The sequence below is a fragment of the Hyphomonas sp. UBA3195 genome (genome assembly GCF_002366485.1).
Lineage (GTDB): Bacteria > Pseudomonadota > Alphaproteobacteria > Caulobacterales > Hyphomonadaceae > Hyphomonas.
Genome location: NZ_DEXB01000040.1, coordinates 38606 through 56426 on the forward strand (window position 1 = coordinate 38606; position 17821 = coordinate 56426).

Below are 17821 nucleotides of genomic sequence, written 5' to 3' on the forward strand. Positions count from 1 at the left end.
CCATTTAGAGTGCCTCAGCTCCGGAGATGATCTCAATCAACTCCTTGGTGATCTGGGCTTGGCGGGCGCGGTTATATTCCATCGACAGCGAGTCGATCATCTCGCCGGCATTGTTGGTAGCATTGTCCATCGCCGTCATGCGGCTGGCTTGTTCGCCGGCAGCGCTTTCCAGTATCGCAGACAGGATCTGCGTGTTGATGTAGCGCGGCAACAGTGTCTCGAGAATGGCTTCTTCGGATGGCTCATAGATATAGAGTGCATTGCCGAGATTGACCGTTTCTGCATCCTCTGGCGCAGACGCCGGGATCAATTGTTGAGCCGTCGGAAGCTGGCTGAGCACGTTTACGAATTGGGAATAGACCAACGTGGCGACGTCGAACTCACCTGCTTCGAATTCATGGGTCAGCAACTTTCCGAGGCTAATGGCGGACTCCGAGAAGTCCCCGCCCTTAACGCCGGACAAATCAATATGGTTGACGATGAGGTCGCCATATTCGCGGGACAGCTGTTCGCGGCCCTTCTTGCCAACCGTGAGAATTTTCACGGTTTTACCCTCGGCGCGCAGCTCACCAATTTTTTGCTTGGCAAGCTTTACGACATAGGTGTTGAAGCCGCCGGCAAGGCCACGTTCCGCCGTCAGAACGACGATCAGGTGAGTCTTGTCCTCACCGGTTCCGGTCAGGAGTTTTGGTCCGCCCGCGCCAGCCGAAGCTGAGAGGTTGGCCAGAACCGAGGCCATGCGTTCGGCATAGGGCCGCGCAGCTGTCGCGGCGTCTTGCGCCCGCTTCAGCTTTGCTGCCGCGACCATCTGCATGGCCTTCGTGATCTTGCGCGTGGATTTCACGCTGCTGATCCGGTTCTTGAGGTCCTTCAAGCTGGGCATGTCAGGCCTTCTGGTTCTTCGTTCTCAATCTGCGGGTGATATCAGGCGAATTTCGCCGTGAAGTCGTCGAGCGTCTTTTTGATGCCGGCTTCGATGTCGTCCGTGAGGGCTTTTTCCTCACGAATTTTCGACAAGAGATCCGTCTTGGCACCGCGAATGTGAGCAAGCAGCTCTTTCTCGTACCGGGTGACGTCTTTCAGCTCGACCTTGTCGAGATAGCCGCGTGTACCGGCATAGATCACGAAGACCTGTTCTTCCATCAGCAACGGCGAGTATTGTGGCTGCTTCAGGAGCTCGGTCAGACGCGCACCACGGTTCAGCAGGCGCTGAGTTGCGGCGTCGAGGTCAGAGCCGAATTTCGCAAAGGCAGCCATTTCGCGATACTGAGCGAGTTCACCCTTCATCGAACCGGCGACCTTCTTCATCGCCTTGGTCTGAGCAGCCGACCCCACACGGGACACCGACAGGCCGACGTTCACGGCTGGGCGGATACCTTGGTAGAACAGGTCCGTTTCAAGGAAGATCTGGCCATCGGTGATCGAGATCACGTTCGTCGGGATGTAGGCCGACACGTCGTTGGCCTGGGTTTCAATGATTGGCAGGGCCGTCAGGGAGCCGTTGCCAGCCGCATCGCCCATTTTGGCGGCGCGCTCAAGCAGGCGGCTGTGAAGGTAGAACACGTCGCCCGGATAAGCTTCGCGACCTGGAGGACGACGCAACAGCAGGGACATCTGGCGATACGCCACAGCCTGCTTGGACAGGTCATCATAAATGATCAGGGCATGCATGCCGTTGTCGCGGAACCACTCACCCATGGCGCAGCCGGTGAAGGGTGCAAGGTACTGGAGCGGAGCCGGCTCGGAAGCCGTTGCGGAGACGACGATCGTGTAGTCGAGGGCGCCGCGCTCTTCGAGTGTCTTGACGACCTGGGCCACGGTAGAACGCTTCTGACCGATAGCGACATACACACAGAACAGCTTTTCGCTTTCGCTCTTGGCGGCGTCATTGGTTGGCTTCTGGTTCAGGATGGTGTCGATACACACGGCGGTCTTGCCGGTCTGGCGATCACCAATGACGAGTTCGCGCTGACCGCGGCCAACCGGGATCATGGCATCAATAGCCTTGATACCCGTCATCATGGGCTCGTGAACGGATTTGCGCGGGATGATGCCCGGGGCCTTTACGTCAACACGTGCGCGCTCAGCAACGTCGGTCAGCGGGCCCTTGCCGTCGATTGGCTCACCCAGCGGGTTCACGACGCGACCGAGCAGGCCTTTGCCTACCGGCGCGGCCACGATCTCGTCGAGACGTTTGACGGTGTCGCCTTCCTTGATCGAACGGTCGTCGCCGAAAATCACGACGCCGACATTGTCGCTTTCAAGGTTCAGCGCCATGCCTTTGATGCCGCCGTCGAATTCAACCATTTCGCCAGCCTGTACGCTGTCGAGACCGTAGATGCGGGCGATACCGTCGCCAACTGACAGAACCTGACCGACATCGGAAACTTCAGCTTCAACGCCAAAGTTTTCGATCTGCGATTTCAGGATGCCCGAAATTTCTGCTGGTGAGATGTCCATCGAGCTACTCATGCTCCCTTCATGGCGGTGTTCATGCGATCAAGTTTGGCAGCAAGGCTTGCGTCAACGAGCTGAGAGCCGATGCGCAGCTGAATGCCGCCGATCAGCGAGGGATCAACCTCACTGGACAATTCGACCTCGCCGCCAACGGCCTTTGCGAGGATAGATTCGATACGCTGGCGCTCGGCACCAGACATTTCCTTTGCGGTTCGAACAACGGCGCGCTTCACGCCGCGCTGTTTCGCATACAATTCGTCAAAGGCGATTTGGGCACCCAGAACATCCTGAGAACGGCCATTGCGTGCCATTACGCCCACGAAATTCACGAGAAGTCCGGAGAAGCCGGCCTTTTTCATGATTGCCGACAGGCCAGAAACTTTTTCATCTGCAGAAAAGGCCGGAGACGCCATCAGTGTGGCGAGGTCTTTAGCCTCTCCCGGGAGCTTTGCAAAAGCCTGAAAATCCTTGTGGACACTGGCGAGCTCACCCTTGTCCTGAGCAAGGTCGAACAGAGCGCTGGCATAGCGCCGGGCAGCTTCGCTCGCTTGTGTCACTTTAGATGCAGCCAAGGTTCTGTCGTCCGTGGTTGAGTCGGCCAAATCGACCGGAAATACAAAGCAAGGCACCGCACCCTTCGGCACGCGCCCATACAAACTGTGCGCCGCTTAGCATCAGTCTTTCAGCCTGACAACAGAGCCAAAGACGCAATGTATGCGGCGAAATGGCATTCACTGCAAAACCATGGGCTTACAGGAAAGAGTAAGGATCAATGTCGACTGACATCCTCACCGCATTTGGCAGCCTCAACCGAGCGATCCATGCTGCCATATAGGCTGAAAGGTCAATGTTCTTGGGCGATTTCACGAGAAAGCGCCGACGGTGACGGCCCCTGAGCACGGCGATTGGAGCGGGCGCTGGCCCGAAAACCTCAACGCCCTCACCATTGGGCGCTTGCTGTATGATTTGCAGCGCGATTTCATCCACTTGCTGCGCAGACGGCGCAGACAGAATCATTGCGGCGAGTCGTCCAAATGGCGGGAGGCCAAGTTCCGCGCGAACTTCCCGCTCGATCTGCAAAAATCCGTCACGGTTATTGTCGGCCAGCGCCATCATGGCAGGATTGTCGGGCGCATAAGTCTGAACCAGTGCGCGCCCGGGGCGCTCGGCCCGCCCTGCCCTGCCCGCAACCTGGCTGAGCAATTGGTAGGTCCGCTCACCAGCGCGCAAGTCTCCGCCCTTCATGCCGCTGTCAGCATCTACAACACCAACCAGGGTAAGATTTGGGAAATTGTGTCCCTTGGCCACGATCTGCGTGCCGATCAGGACATCAATTTCACCCTGCTCCATTCGTTCCACGATGCCGCGCGTCGCTTCGCCACCCTGTGCAGTATCGGAAGAAAAGATTTCGATGCGTGCGTCCGGCAGCAGGGTTCTGACCTCTTCGGCCACGCGCTCGACGCCCGGCCCAACCCCCATCAGCGAGTCAGCGGCCCCGCAATGGGGACAGGCCTTTGGCTTGGGAATGGAATAGCCGGTCACATGACACACCAGACGCCCCGTATAACGGTGCTCGGTCAGCCAGTTCTCTGTACCGGGTGTCTTTAAACGTTCACCGCAACTCTTGCAGAGCACCAGGGGGGCGTAACCCCGGCGGTTGAGAAACAAGAGAGTTTGTTCGCCCACCGCCAGCGTTTCCTGCATGGCATGTATCAGGTGAGGCGACAGCCAGTGATTTCGCTCTGGCGGCGCGCGGCGCAAGTCAACCAGATCAACATCCGGCAATCGTGCAGCACCCGGACGCGCGGACAGTTGCAGGCGGTGATACCGGCCTGTCTCGGCGTTCACCACTGTCTCAAGCGCGGGCGTCGCAGAGGCAAGCACGACAATTGCCTCTTCGAGCTTCGCGCGCATCACCGCCATATCGCGCGCATGATAGGTGACTCCGTCTTCCTGTTTATAGCTGCCATCATGTTCTTCATCGATGATGATGAGTTTCAGCTTATGGAATGGCAGGAACAGGGCGGATCGCGCCCCGATTACAATGCGGGCACGACCATGCGCCACTTCCCGCCACGTCCGGCGGCGTTCCTTGTCGGACAAGCCGGAATGCCAAGGCGCCGGCTTGGCACCAAACCGCACTTCGAACCGAGACAGAATGGCCTGCGTCAGAGCAATTTCCGGCAATAGAACCAGTATCTGCGCCTCCAGGTCCGTTCGCAAAGACTCTGCGATGGCCTCGAAATAGACTTCGGTTTTTCCCGAGCCGGTGACACCATCAATCAGGAAGGTAGAAAAGCCGCGCGCGCTCACGGCCTGCTTCAACGCTTCAGCAGCCTCAGACTGTTCGTCTGTCAGCGTAGCGCCTGGCAAGTCAGGTGATGGCACATCAAACGGAAGATCTGTCTGCATGGATCGAGCCCGCAACACGCCCGCTTCAGCCAGTCCCTTCACGACGCCAGACGACACGCCTGCTGCCTCGGCAAGCGTCGAGGCAGTCTGAGCGCCCAGCTGCTCGGCTGCCTCGATCAGTTTGGTGCGGGCTTCGGTGACACGTGGGGGTGACTCACCGGTCAGGTGATAGACCGTCTCCGTAGGTGACGGCTCAAGCCCCCCCCGCGAGCGCAGCGCCATACCCAATACATGTCCCGGATGAGAAACTGTGTAACGCGCAGCCCATTGGACGAATTCCCGCATGGCAGCCGTCATGGCTGGCGTTGGATAGACTCCACCCACGTCTTTCAGTTTCCGACCTTCGCCTGCACTGTCTGGCAATAACTCCAGTACAACGCCCAGCCGTTCATACTTGCCGAGCGGCGCCGCGACATAAGAGCCTTCCTGAACGTCGAGCCCGTCCGGAACCGCATAATCGAATGGTTCGGGCAACGGCAATGGAAAGAGAATCCGGGCGACAGGCATGGGCAATTCCCTAGCGCGTCCCCCTTATAGTGTCGAACCCCTCTCGACATTCGCAGGCGTCAGCGAAACTCCACACCTTCAAACTCACCACTCTGTCGCCAAGCGGAAATATGTGCAAAATAAGCGCGCGGGCCGCCCGGATGCCCAACCGCATACTTGTTCAGTTCCGTCAGGCCCTTGCCTTCATTGTTGTAGTAACCGGGAGTACAGTCGGGGGATCCGATCATCATGCCAGAACCACTCAGCACAAGGTCGACCCAGGCATCCTGAGCCGTGTCGGTCGGCTCGACTTCAGAAAATCCATTTTTCTCCGTGTGCGACACAATCGCGGAGATGGTGTTTGCATGGTCCACGATGTTATGCGGCACATTGGAGATCAGGTTCGCTGCCTGACTTGGCTGGACAATGAAGGCGTTTGGAAACCCGTGAACCTGATTGCCATGTAGCGTGCGCATACCGTCACGCCAACAGTCCGAAAGTATCTGCCCGTCCCGACCGACAAGATCAAAGCCAGCGCGCGATGTATAGGTCGACCCCACCTCGAAGCCCGACGCATAGATGATGCAATCGACTTCATACTCCAAACCATTGGCGACCAAACCCGTCTCGGTTATCCGCTCAACTCCCTGACCGTCTGTGTCGACGAGTTGCGTGCCCGGCTCGTTGAATGCTTGCAAATAGGAGTCGTGAAAGCACGGACGTTTGCAGAGTTGACGGTACCACGCTTTCAGCTTGCCTGCGGTTTCGGAATCTTCGACGATAGAATCCACGCGGCTACGGATTTCCTCCATCTTTTCAAAGTCGGCATCTTCGAAGGCAACCATCATGTTCTGGGGCGTCCACTCACTCGGGGGAAGCGCCATGACTTTCTCGCGGATGCGGCGCGATAATTCGGTCCAGCCGTCCATTACGAGATCTGTCTCCGGCAAGCCCTGCGACTGGTTTTCCACGAAAATGTCGTACCAGCGCTGTTGCCAGCCCGGCCCCGCGACTTCCTTGAACCAGTCCGGGTCAATAGGCGCATTGTTCCGAACGTCCACGGAGGATGGTGTACGCTGGAACACCAGCAATTGTTTCGCTGACTTGGCCAGGTGCGGTACGCACTGGATCGATGTGGCGCCCGTCCCGATCAGTGCGACCCGCTTGTCGGCAAGCTTGTCCATATGAGCACCGGACGGATCGCCGCCGGTATAGTCGTAGTCCCACCGACTGGTGTGAAACGCCTTTCCGCCGAACGATTCAATACCGGGGATGCCGGGCAGTTTCGCGACGTGCAGCGGCCCGGTCCCCATACCCACATATTTTGCCGTGAATGCATCGCCGCGAGAGGTGCGCACCAGCCAGTGACTCGCGGCATCATTCCATTCCAGCGCCGTTACTTCGGTATGGAATAGCGCCTTGTCGTAGAGATCGAACTGCGACGCGATGCGTTTGCAGTGGTCTCGGATTTCCGGGGCATGGGCGTATTTCTCGGTGGGCATATGCCCTGTCTCTTCGAGCAGGGGCATATAGATCATCGACGCTGTATCACATTGCGCACCCGGATAGCGGTTCCAATACCAGGTGCCGCCAAAGTCGCCGCCTTTTTCGACAATTCGGACATCATCAATACCGGCCCGTTTGAGCCGAGCGCCGACAACGAGGCCGGCAAACCCACCACCAATAAAGGCAAACTTCACATGATCTGTTACAGGCGCCCGCTCGATCACGGGCATATGGGGATCATCGGACAGGTCTTCGAATTCGGCCAGTCGCTTGTACTGGGCGTTTCCCTCGGGCCTGATCCGCTTGTCACGCTCGGCGCGGTACTTCTGCTTGATCTTGTCCTTGTCCAGCGCGGTGATGCTCATTTCCTACCCCATAAGTATGCGGATTAGGTCCGCTTATAGGATCACCTTGCCGACCTTCCCCAAACGGAAATCAAGCAGGTTTCAAGTTCAAAATGGCACGTTCTATTTCCTGCATGAGATCTGCCCTGGAGGGGCCTGTCATGCCTTCATCATCGGCCACTTCAAGCATCCTTACATCATAGGCCCAGCGATGCAGCAGTTCGAGCTTGATCTCGTCCGAACAGGGTATCCGCATGAGGTCACCGACCGAATGGAATACAGACGCGGGATCGAGCATTGCCGCGTCGAGGTCGATGTCCAGCGATCGACTGGATTGGTACAGTTTCTCAAGATATAGCTGCCGCGCCAGGTACGATTCTGCGGCGGCACGATCTGGGAATATCTTGCCTGATACATAGAAAACGCCGCTACCGTCGTCGACAATCGTCTCATCTTGTTGATCACTCGCCCGAACGGTAAGCACCGGCGCCTTTGGAGCATAGCCATGGTCTGGAAGGCCGTGCAGATGAACATCCTTGCCCGAATGAGCCTTTAGTATTTGCACTGCGCGACGCTCATCCCCCGCATTCCATGTTCGAACCCAGAGGGTCAGGCCACCGTGCTTGATCTGATCGGCAACATATTCGCCATGCTCTTTACCAATCAGCTTTGCCAACACAGCGCCAATAGCGGCGCCGCTTCCGCCGCCGAGAACCAATGCCGCGAGCGCAGCAGCCATAGCACCACCGGACGCCACAACCGGAATGAGGCCTGCAACCGCACCAATGTAGATGAGGCCGCCAATCACCGCGCCCTCTGCGTTGCCAACATCCTCCTCTGCCACATAGGCGATCCGGGGCGCGGAAAAATCGTCCTCGATTTCAGCGACCCTCCGATAAGCGTGTCCAAGCTTCTTTTCCACACTATCTGTTGCTGCGAGCAGCGATATCTCGGCTCGATTGAACCCGTGGGACAGAAGGTCGTCGATGGCCGCTTGCAGGGCATCCTCGGATTCAAACACGCCCACGGCTTCGCGAACCTGCAGTTTTTGTACGTCGCTCACCATCCAACCTCCTGTGTCTAGGGCGCAATCTATCGCAATACTGACCGCTGAAATAATCCGGCACACTACGTAGACGACCGAATGCCTACCCCAGCGATACATCTTGCCAGTTTCAGCCAGCGCCCCTACCCCTTTCAGGGATGACAAAAACAATCTCCACCGGCTATGAGCCCATGACGTCGATTGAAGCGATCACGTCTGGCCTCGAATCCGTCGGCTACATTTCGACTCAGCAGATCTCGACTGCTGTTTTCCTGGCACTTGGCCTGCGCAAACCGATCTTGATTGAAGGGCCTGCAGGCGTCGGCAAAACCGATCTCGCTGCCTCGCTTTCGCGTTGGCTGGACGTGCCACTGCTGCGCCTGCAATGCTATGAGGGACTTGATGAAGGCAAAGCGCTGTATGAGTGGAAGTATGGCAAGCAGCTCCTCTACACTCAGTTGCTCAAGGAAAAGCTGAACGAGGTCGTCGGCGATGAGAAATCGCTCGAATCCTCGCTGGCCAAACTCGGTTCCTTTGAAGACCTTTTCTTTTCGGAACAGTTTCTCGAGGCTCGCCCCCTGCTGACCGCCATGCGCCAGTCCGCAGGCAGCGTTCTCCTGGTCGACGAGATCGACAAGTCTGATGAGGAATTTGAAGCCTTTTTGCTCGAAGTCCTGTCAGACTACCAGGTAACCGTACCGGAGATCGGCACGATCAAGGCCAATGTTCCGCCGATAGTTATTCTGACTTCAAATAATGTACGCGAATTGGGAGATGCCTTGAAGCGGCGCTGCCTGCACCTTCATATCGGTTTCCCGGACCACAAGCGCGAGCAGCGCATTGTGCAAGCGCGCGTGGAAGGCATCTCGAAAAACTTGCTCAACCAGATGGTCAGCTTCGTTCAGTCGGTGCGAGACCTGGACATAAAGAAGCAGCCTTCGATTGCCGAGACTGTCGATTGGGCGAAAACATTGCTGTTGCTCCACGCAAATGCCCTCGATGAGCGCTTCGTCAAGGACACGCTGAATGTATTGCTCAAGCATGAGAGCGACATTGCCGTCGTGTCCGGAGATGTACCAAAACTTGTCCGTGAAGCGACCAATGGCAAACCTGCCGATGCGGGACAGATCACACGCTGATCCGAAACTGATATGGACCGTCAGATCACCAGCTTCATTCGGGCCCTGCGCGCATCAGATGTGCGGGTATCAACCGGTGAGGCATTGGACGCGGCACGCGCTGTATCCGTCGCAGGCTATGCTGACCGCACCCGCCTGAAGGATTCCCTCCGGTGCACGCTGGCCAAATCTCCGGATGAGGCCATTACGTTTGACGAGTTGTTCGATTCCTTTTTTGCCAAGCGAAATCTTTCGAGTGCGGACAAGTCTGACTCCGACGGCGATGCATCACGGGACTCACCCTCAGGCCAGCCTGACCCTGTCGAGTTGATGGATTCCGGAGATGAGGTCGCGATCGCCGCTGCACTTGAGCGCGCCGCCGAGGCAGTCGATGCGGACGATATCCGATTTTCAACGCAGATCGCCTACTACGCCCAACAAATGCTCAAGCAGATGGGGGGAGAGAAACTGCAGGAACGCATGATGCAGGCGTTCGATGAGCGCAGCGAGGAAGGCGAAGCTGAAGCTGAACGCCTGATCGAGATGCGACGCGAACTGACCAAGCGGGCGCGCGAGCGGGTCCAACGAAGCTATGATATTTTCGGCAAGGGCGAGACTGAACAGTTCCGCAATGAATTTGCGGAAAACAAGAAGCTGTCGGCTATTGAGTTGAGCGACATGGCGAGAATGAAAGTGCTTGTCGCACGGATCGCCAAGCGGCTTGCTGTGAAACACTCACGCCGGCGGAGAAAGAAAAATCGTGGCCAGCTCGACATACGCCGCACCATGCGCGCAAATGCTGGCGTTGATGGCGTGCCATTCAACGTTGTGTGGCGCCAGAAGAAGCGGGAGCGGCCCAAGATCGTCGTGATTTGCGACGTTTCCGGTTCCGTGGCCCGCTATGTTCGCTTTTTGCTGTTGTTGTTATGGTCCATGAAGGACGTCGTTCCGGACATGCATGCCTTTGCCTTTTCCAACAAGCTGGTCGAGGTGGACGATATTCTGGCAGACAATCCCTTTGAGCACGCGATGGATATTATCATCCGTGTGGCCGGCATGGGGTCCACTGACTATGGCCAGGCCTGGTCTGATTTGAAGAAAGATCACGAAGCGCTGGTCGATCGGCGAACAACCATCATCGTTCTTGGCGACGGCCGTTCGAACTATGACGATCCACGAACAGATCTGTTCCGAGGCTTCGCCTCGCGCGCCAAGCGCACCATCTGGCTAAATCCAGAGCCGCTGGCTGCGTGGGGCACAGGGGATAGTGAAATTCCGCGCTACAGGCCCTACTGCTCGACCATGAGCCATGTCGCCACCCTCAAGGATCTTGAGCGCGCCGTAGATGACGTACTGAGCGCGTATTCCTGAATCAAAAAACCCCAGCGCGATGGCTGGGGTTCTTCGTTGGGCTCAAACGAACACCTAAGAACGCTGTGCGCGGCACTCCGGTGTGTTGTTGAACTTTTCCTGAGCTGCCGTAAGGCGCTCGGGCACCGTCTTGCAGTTTTCCGGGACATTCTCTTCACCGAGAACCGCGAGACGCTTACAAATCTTCGCTTCGTTCTCGACATTGAGATAAGCCGACTGGACTTCAAAACAGACCAGCGCATCAGCGGTGGCTTCTTCAGAGTCCATGAACTGCAGCCAGCTGCGACCTGCGCGGTTACCTGCCTGGCGAAACGCTTCACGTGCACCGGACCGATCCTCCCGCTCATAACGAGACTGGCCGATCATCACATAGGCCGTCGCACGATCCTTGAGGCCACCCATTTTGAGTGCTTGCTGGAGCGCGTCTTCGGTCTCTTCCCATTTCTGGAGGTCAGCATAAGACCGGCCGAGACGTTCGAGCATGGCACCGCCACCACCAGCATCAGCTGCCTGGCGGATGACCGGGATCGCCTTTTCGTGCTCACGAGCAACCTGATAAAGGTTCGCAAGCAATTCGAGGTTTTTGAGAGACTTCGTCACTCGGCCAGCATTCATTTCTTTCTCAAGAATTTGAGCGGCGTGGTAAGGCGCGTTGAAGCGGTTGTAAAAGTTCACAACCCGCATGATCTCGTCTTCCTTTGTCAGCAGGCCCGCCAGATACATGGCTTTCTGCACTTCAAAGGCTTTACGCTCTTCATCGGCCGCAAAATAGTTGCCGGCAATCGCGTCCCAATACTTCCGTTCTGTCGGGTTGCGAACCAGAACTTCTTCCAGAACCGCCGCGAGCTTCGCTTTGTCGTCTACCGCGTTGTAGAGATAGATCAGCAGGTCATAGACTTCCTGCTTGTAGTTATTGCCGTCATCACGCTTGACTTCTTCGGTCCATTTGATGGCCGTGCGGAAATCATCGACGCGCTGGTAGAGGACAGCAAGCTGCCACTTCTGCTGACGGTCTGGCTTGCCGCCAGCCTGTTGCCACTTCTGCATGTATTCGAGCGACTTCTCGACGTTCTCATCCTGCAGGTAGATCTGGGCAATATTGTAATAGGTTTGCGCGGCGTCTTTCGCCGGGATGTAGCCCTTGTCGAGCGCCGACATCAGGTCGCGAATGGCGCCCTGACGATCTCCGCGTTCGATGTTGATATAGGCGGACAGTTTGAGAACTGCGCCTTCCTCGTAGCAATTGAGCTCCATCGCCTTCAGCTGGCCGAGAGCCTGTGCCGCGGCATTGAAGTCCTTGTTCGTCATCGCGGCCTGTTCGGCCTTCAGATAGGTTTCCCCGGTCTTAGATGAAAACTGAGTCTCTTCACAAGCCGCCTGCGCCATAGCGGCGCCGGCACCAAATGCTGCCATCATGCCGGCAAGAACGGCACCTTTCAGGGTAGCTTTAAATCCCATAATTCCTCTCCTGTCCGCAGGGACCGCGGGGTTCAGCTCTTTCAACCGGAATTGACCGGTCGGATCAAGGACTTCCGCGCGCTTTATAAGGCTTTTTATGCTCGCGCGTCGTCCGAGTGTAAATCTGTTACGTTTCGTGCCGAATATGGGTGCAAGCGACACGGTGCGTCAACGATGTACTACAGGGTTTTAATGATTATCACTCCTCATTAAGGCGGAATTCGAGCGGGTAGGTCAGACCGCGCGATTCCTGTGCTTGTCCGTCAATAATTTGTGGGAGGAACTCTGCCCTGGAGACGGACCGACGGGCCTCCGATTCGAAACCTGAGGGCGTGCATTCAGCGGTAACATCAAAGGGCAGACCTCGAGCCGTCAGATTGAAGCGAACGACGCAATCACCTTCCACGTTTCGTTTGGCCATCGCGCTCGGATACGCTGGCAATGGAGGCCGGACGGGCACAGGGGTTCGGTCTCCAACGGGGCTTGCTGTTGTAATGATGGGACCAAGGGACCCGATGGGTGTGCGCGTCGGCACGCCGCCAACATTCACGATGGGCGGCATACCCACGCCTGAAGGTGACATTGTCACTCTCGGTGGAGGGGGAGGTGTTTTGACCTCAATAGGCTCGAATACGAGACGATCTGGTCTCACCGGATCTTCCATCGGGTCCGCGTCGAATACGATCTTGTCCCAAATGCGCTCCGATGGCGTTGCCAGTCTCACTTCGTCCACATGGATCAAATGGTTCATGATTGCGAACAAGCCAATTGTGACAGCAGCGGCAGGAATGGAGGCCATGAGAAACCGACCGGGGTCGGATTGGATTGGAAACCGTGAGCGCCATTCTTCACCGAAGGATAGCGCGGTTCCCGTGCTCGAATTCAAACTGGCTGACATTTCACTTCCTCTGTTTTTGTTACTTTATATCATTACTACTCCCTAGCGGCAAGCAAAAGCTTTTTGGAGACACAATCCGGAATCAAAAAAGGGCGCTCCCTGGAGCGCCCTTTTCAAATTTCGTCGTCGAACAGGCCTTAGTCGGCCAGTTTGAACTCCAATGGATATACCACATTGCGACGCTCGGCCGCTTTACCGCGAATGATCTTCGGAGCAAATTCAACCTTGCTGACAGCCCGTTCTGCTTCCCGCTTGAAAACACTATCTGTGCAAGTGGCAGAGATGTTGTACGGACGACCGCGTGTATCCACATCGAAGCGAACATCACAGCTGCCTTCCGTGCCACGCTCTGCCGCACGTTGCGGATAAGACGGGGCTGGCGGACGGATTGGCTGGGCATCCCGGTCAGAAATTGCGACCGGGTCGATTGCCAGAGAGTTCATCCGGCCAAGGTTCAGATCCGTCGGCGCAGCACCCTCAATACGGGGCGTTGGCAGATTGATCTGAGACTTGGTTGCCGAAACTTTCGGCGGTGGAGGCGGCTTCTGGGCGGAATCGATCCGCTTCGGCTTCGAGCGCTGACGCACCCGGACATCGGCATCCTGCTGTTGTGGCGTAATCGCCGACAGGACCCGCTGTTCGCTCTGATCAAGTTTCACTTCTTTCACGCTGATGAGATAACTCATCATCATGAAGAGTGCGTACACGATCGGAATAGCGATACCGAGTGCAATCAAGAGGCGAAGAAAAGGATTATTTAGCATGTGAATGTCTCCTATTCTCTCGACGCCGACACGTCGATCACGGTCGAACCATCAAGCTTGTTGATGGTCTCCATCAGATCGACGAGCACTTCAGCTTCTGAAGCTACATCGGCTTGAATGACAATCTTACCACGAGGATTGTCTTCACGCATCTGTTTCAGCGTAAAGGACACCTCATCTGGCGAGACTTCCTTCTTGTCGATGTAGATCTGGCTTTCAGCATTGATCGCAACCAAGATCGCAAGCGGCTTGGCGATTGCCTTGTTGTCCACTTCGGGCCGGACGATATCGACGCCGGGTTCCTTGATGAACTGAGCCGTAACAATGAAGAAGATCAGCAGGATGAAGACCACATCCAGCATTGGAGTGAGGTTTACATCATCCTCAGCTCCTCCACCGCCGGCCATCGATTGACGTTTTCTGCGTGCCATGCGGTGCTCCTCTACTCTGTCTGCGACAGGACAAGGTTCACCCCTGTCGTGTAGCCAGCGTTATAGGCGGCGTCCCGGATAAGGACGATTACCCCGTTTCTCGACTTCGGATGAGCCTGGATCACAACCTGGCTTTCCGGGTTCTCGGCCCGCACGCGCTCAATATTGGCACGAACAGATCCGATGTCAGTGACGCGGCCATTGACCGTGATCAGGTTCGACTCGTCGATATAAATCAGGATAGCCGGAACTTGCGGCTGGTCCTGCTGATCTGGCGAAGGCGGAGGCGGAGGCTCAAGGCCGATCGTCTCTTCCTGGGCAAAAGTCGAGGTCACGATGAAGAAGATCAGCAGGATGAAGACCACGTCCAACATGGGCGTGAGGTCAACATTCGCCTCTTCCGGTGCTCTGTGTGTACGTCCTCGCATCAGCTAATCTCCATCGCATCTTCGACCTGCTGGACCGAGCGGTTAACGCGGCGGTCCATACCGGACGTGAATAGAATGCCTGAGAGCGAGGCGACCATACCTGCCATCGTGGGGATCGTTGCACGAGACACACCGGCCGACATGGCCTTTGCGTCTGCACCGCTGGTGATCGCCATGATGTCGAACACAGCAACCATTCCGGTCACGGTGCCCAGCAGGCCGAGCAGTGGCGCAAGCGCCACCATTGCCTTGGTCAGCTGGACATTCTGTTCCGCTTTCATGCGGACTTCTGATACCAGCTTGTCTTTTACCCAGTGCGCGAGTGTGGATTTCCGGTCGGAGCGCGAACGCCACTCCGCAATCGCATCGGCGGCTACCTGCTTATGTGCGAACCTGAAATAGAACACGCGTTCCAAAATCAGGCCCCACATGAAGAATGTTGCAAGCATAATGACCAGCAACACTGGACCGCCACGATCGAGGAAAGCCTGTAAATCTGCAAAACCCATATCGGGTTACTCCTCGGGTGAACGAGGGGGATGGCTTACGCCATCGCCCCGCGCGTGGATTCCGCTTTCTCGGCGACCAGACCAGCAGCCTGCTCGTCAAGCATCTGCTGGTTGCCGCGTGCCATTGCGGACACAACTGCATGGACCAGAAGAAGCGGGATAGCCGCCACGAGACCGAACACGGTCGTCATAAGGGCAACGGAGATACCACCAGCCATCAGCTTCGGATCGCCGGCACCGTAGATTGTGATCGACGTAAAGGTGATGATCATACCGATAACGGTACCGAGAAGACCGAGCAGAGGTGCAACAGCAGCAAGCACTTTGATGATGTCGTTGAAACGCTCGATGCGTGGGCTCTCGCGCAGGATCTGTTCGTCCAGTTTGAGTTCCAGCGTCTCGATGTCGTTCTGCTTGTTTTGCTCATAAGCTTCGAACACGCGAGCCAGTGGGTTGCCGTCGCCAGCCTGACGGGTTTTCGCCGTCTTGCGCATGGCTCCGCCCATCGTGAAGAGCGTGAACATCTTGTAGAGACCGAGCAGCAGGCCAACAGCCAGAAGCGCCATGATAACAGCACCAACAGGGCCACCCTGCTTCAGGCGATCGCCGAATTCTGGCAGGTCGCCCAGAATGCCGAACAAGTTACCCTTGGATGGGTCAACCGGCGCACGAACGATTTGGTCCGGGCCCGCTTTGACAAGGCTGTTCATCGAAGATGCGAAAGCACCGGAAGGCTGCTTTTTGAACGCCTGGAGGAACGTGTCTCCATTGTCCTTTTTCTTCACTTCAACAAATTTTGTGCCGTCTACGGTCGCCGCGGTGAAGACGCCAACGCGCATCACTTCAGCTTCTGCGTTCGACGCGTCCGGGCCAATGCCATCAACCATTGCGGTGAACGACTTTACTTCGGACTGAGCAACCATTTCCTGGATCATGGCTTCCGGAAGACGCTCAAGTTGCGCGCGGTTCGGAAGCGTACGAGCCTCAGCGATTTCAGCGATGCCCTCAACGCGGCCCTGATAATCGAAGTTGGCGAAGGAGTTCGCAATTTCCGGCATGGTTTCGCCAGCTGCGGACCGGAACTGACCAAGCAGTTCCTGGAAGTCACCTGCCTGCTCAGAAACCTGAGCTTCGAGGTCAGCAAGCGTTGCCTCGTTGGCATCAAACTGAGCGCTCAGAGCGCGGCCGCGAGATTCTGCAGCCGCAAGAGCGCCACGGGCGTCCGCCATCTTCTGGGATTGAGCTGCAGTATCAGCCTGGAATTCCCGCAGGCGCTGCTGGTCTTCAGCAGACATCTGGCTGGAGTCCTGACGGACTTTGGCAAGAACATCCTGGAGTGATTGAGCGGAGGCCGGAGCGGACACCGCGATTGAGCCGAGGCCGAGCAGCGTAGCTGCACCGAGAGCCTTCAGCGAGGAATTGAACTTCAACATTATATTACCTCTTAATTCTCTGGTGCCTGCCGACTACTCGACGGAGAACTTCTGAACCGGGGCGAACAGAACGTCTTGCTGGGCTTTTGCCTGTGCAACGCGGATCGCCTTGTCGATATCGGCAGCATAACCGCCCTTGATCTCTTCCCACTCACCGGTCGTGCGGTTGTACCGAGCAGCGTCGCCGTTTGGCGCAGCATAAACGAGCGCAACGCGCCCATACAGGAACATGTCCACCGTGGTCGGGTTACCGTCCAGCGTGATCTCTTCCTGCCAGGTGCTGATCGTGCGGCCGTATTCCATTTCCGCCTGATAGGCATCCATGATCAGGCGATACTGTTCAGCTGGCGTGACGTTCGGCGTTTCCATGACGGCGTCGAGGCCCTCAAGGCGCGTCGTGCGTTCTTCCTGCTTGAATGGGAGGTCAGCAGCGACGAATGCCTTCAGGTTTTCGATCATTTCGAGAAGCATCGGAACCGTCTGGGCGGTGATGTCGTCGATCGAACCAAGTTGTTCGGTCAGAGATTCGATCTCTTCTTCCTGGCTTTTTACAACGAGCGCCTGTTGCTTGGCGTACAGGTCAGCAGCGTCACGGCGCTGAAGCAGGGAGCGGTATTCACGCACCATGTCCGTACGCTCATCGTCCAGCTGGTTGATCTGATCCTGAACTTGCTCGGCGCGCCGGGTGGCCTGCTCGCCGGTATTGAGCGCTTCGCGCAATTGGGCCTGGGCCGGCATGGCCAAGCCCGCAATCAGCGCAGCGGCGAGAACGCCGCGAGCTGGTGACAGAAGTTTCTTCATGAGGTTTGCCTCTCACTCTCCAAACGGTCGCGCAGGTATTGCGCGTAAAAATCGACAGTCAGGCGCCCTGCTCATGAGGACGTCCCGGTTTCAATGCCATGGCCACACACACAATTGGCCTGGTAGTCTAGTGGAAGCCGAAAGGCGTAGAGACGCCCGACCTCTCCCCTGAGCTTTGGAGCGTGGGCCGCTCTCTGTTTATACCCTTTGCCACTCAGACGCCGGGTACGCAACGCCCTTACTTTTGATCCTCAAGGCTAACAACCCTGAATTCGGGGATCAATAAGATGCTTTACGATTCAGTAAGGAAAATATCGGGCGCGCGCCTATTGGCAACCGGCGTGATACAGTAACGATCAA

Annotated in this window: 16 protein-coding genes; 2 read left to right on the plus strand and 14 right to left on the minus strand. The window is 56.8% G+C overall.

Features of this window, described 5'->3' with window-relative positions:
• Positions 1-4: 4 nt before the first annotated feature.
• From B2344_RS12270 to B2344_RS12295, 6 genes are all read right to left on the minus strand, one after another.
• Positions 5-883 (minus strand): F0F1 ATP synthase subunit gamma, encoded by an 879-nt coding sequence (locus tag B2344_RS12270; protein ID WP_290485313.1) that lies wholly within the window; start codon positions 881-883, stop codon positions 5-7.
• A 41-nt stretch (positions 884-924) separates the two neighbouring features.
• Complete coding sequence (gene atpA / locus B2344_RS12275) at positions 925-2460, minus strand: F0F1 ATP synthase subunit alpha (protein WP_206993225.1); 1536 nt, start codon at positions 2458-2460, stop codon at positions 925-927.
• A gap of 8 nt (positions 2461-2468) precedes the next feature.
• A complete protein-coding gene (atpH, locus tag B2344_RS12280; protein WP_290485314.1) occupies positions 2469-3029 on the minus strand; it encodes an ATP synthase F1 subunit delta in 561 nt (186 codons plus the stop codon).
• Positions 3030-3207: 178 nt separating this feature from the next.
• Complete coding sequence (locus B2344_RS12285) at positions 3208-5376, minus strand: primosomal protein N' (RefSeq protein ID WP_290485315.1); 2169 nt, start codon at positions 5374-5376, stop codon at positions 3208-3210.
• A gap of 59 nt (positions 5377-5435) precedes the next feature.
• A complete protein-coding gene (locus B2344_RS12290; RefSeq protein WP_290485316.1) occupies positions 5436-7226 on the minus strand; it encodes a flavin-containing monooxygenase in 1791 nt (596 codons plus the stop codon).
• A gap of 70 nt (positions 7227-7296) precedes the next feature.
• Positions 7297-8268, minus strand: coding sequence for a hypothetical protein (locus B2344_RS12295; RefSeq protein WP_290485317.1), 972 nt, complete (start codon positions 8266-8268; stop codon positions 7297-7299).
• A 140-nt stretch (positions 8269-8408) separates the two neighbouring features.
• Between B2344_RS12295 and B2344_RS12300 the strand changes: the two genes are divergently transcribed.
• Both B2344_RS12300 and B2344_RS12305 read left to right on the plus strand, forming a co-directional pair.
• On the plus strand, positions 8409-9389 hold the full coding sequence (locus tag B2344_RS12300) for an AAA family ATPase (protein ID WP_290485318.1): 981 nt from the start codon (positions 8409-8411) through the stop codon (positions 9387-9389).
• 12 nt (positions 9390-9401) lie between these two features.
• Positions 9402-10739, plus strand: a complete 1338-nt coding sequence (locus B2344_RS12305; RefSeq protein ID WP_290485319.1) for a vWA domain-containing protein — start codon at positions 9402-9404, stop codon at positions 10737-10739.
• A gap of 54 nt (positions 10740-10793) precedes the next feature.
• Here B2344_RS12305 and B2344_RS12310 read toward each other — a convergent pair whose 3' ends face one another.
• The 8 genes from B2344_RS12310 to B2344_RS12345 form a co-directional block, all read right to left on the minus strand.
• The gene (locus B2344_RS12310; RefSeq protein ID WP_206990679.1) at positions 10794-12197 is read right to left on the minus strand and encodes a tetratricopeptide repeat protein; all 1404 of its coding nucleotides are present in this window, start codon (positions 12195-12197) and stop codon (positions 10794-10796) included.
• A 199-nt stretch (positions 12198-12396) separates the two neighbouring features.
• Positions 12397-12948, minus strand: coding sequence for a TonB family protein (locus tag B2344_RS12315; protein ID WP_290485320.1), 552 nt, complete (start codon positions 12946-12948; stop codon positions 12397-12399).
• A gap of 284 nt (positions 12949-13232) precedes the next feature.
• Positions 13233-13859, minus strand: coding sequence for an energy transducer TonB (locus tag B2344_RS12320; protein ID WP_034815649.1), 627 nt, complete (start codon positions 13857-13859; stop codon positions 13233-13235).
• 11 nt (positions 13860-13870) lie between these two features.
• Positions 13871-14290, minus strand: a complete 420-nt coding sequence (locus B2344_RS12325; RefSeq protein ID WP_034815652.1) for an ExbD/TolR family protein — start codon at positions 14288-14290, stop codon at positions 13871-13873.
• A gap of 11 nt (positions 14291-14301) precedes the next feature.
• Positions 14302-14718 (minus strand): ExbD/TolR family protein, encoded by a 417-nt coding sequence (locus B2344_RS12330; RefSeq protein WP_034815654.1) that lies wholly within the window; start codon positions 14716-14718, stop codon positions 14302-14304.
• On the minus strand, positions 14718-15227 hold the full coding sequence (locus B2344_RS12335) for a MotA/TolQ/ExbB proton channel family protein (RefSeq protein ID WP_027838575.1): 510 nt from the start codon (positions 15225-15227) through the stop codon (positions 14718-14720). Before B2344_RS12335 ends, B2344_RS12330 begins: the two co-directional genes overlap by 1 nt.
• 35 nt (positions 15228-15262) lie before the next feature.
• Complete coding sequence (locus B2344_RS12340; RefSeq protein ID WP_034815657.1) at positions 15263-16660, minus strand: MotA/TolQ/ExbB proton channel family protein; 1398 nt, start codon at positions 16658-16660, stop codon at positions 15263-15265.
• A gap of 33 nt (positions 16661-16693) precedes the next feature.
• Entirely contained in the window at positions 16694-17461 is a 768-nt protein-coding gene (locus B2344_RS12345) for a DUF3450 domain-containing protein (RefSeq protein WP_034815659.1), read from the minus strand.
• Positions 17462-17821: the final 360 nt, after the last annotated feature.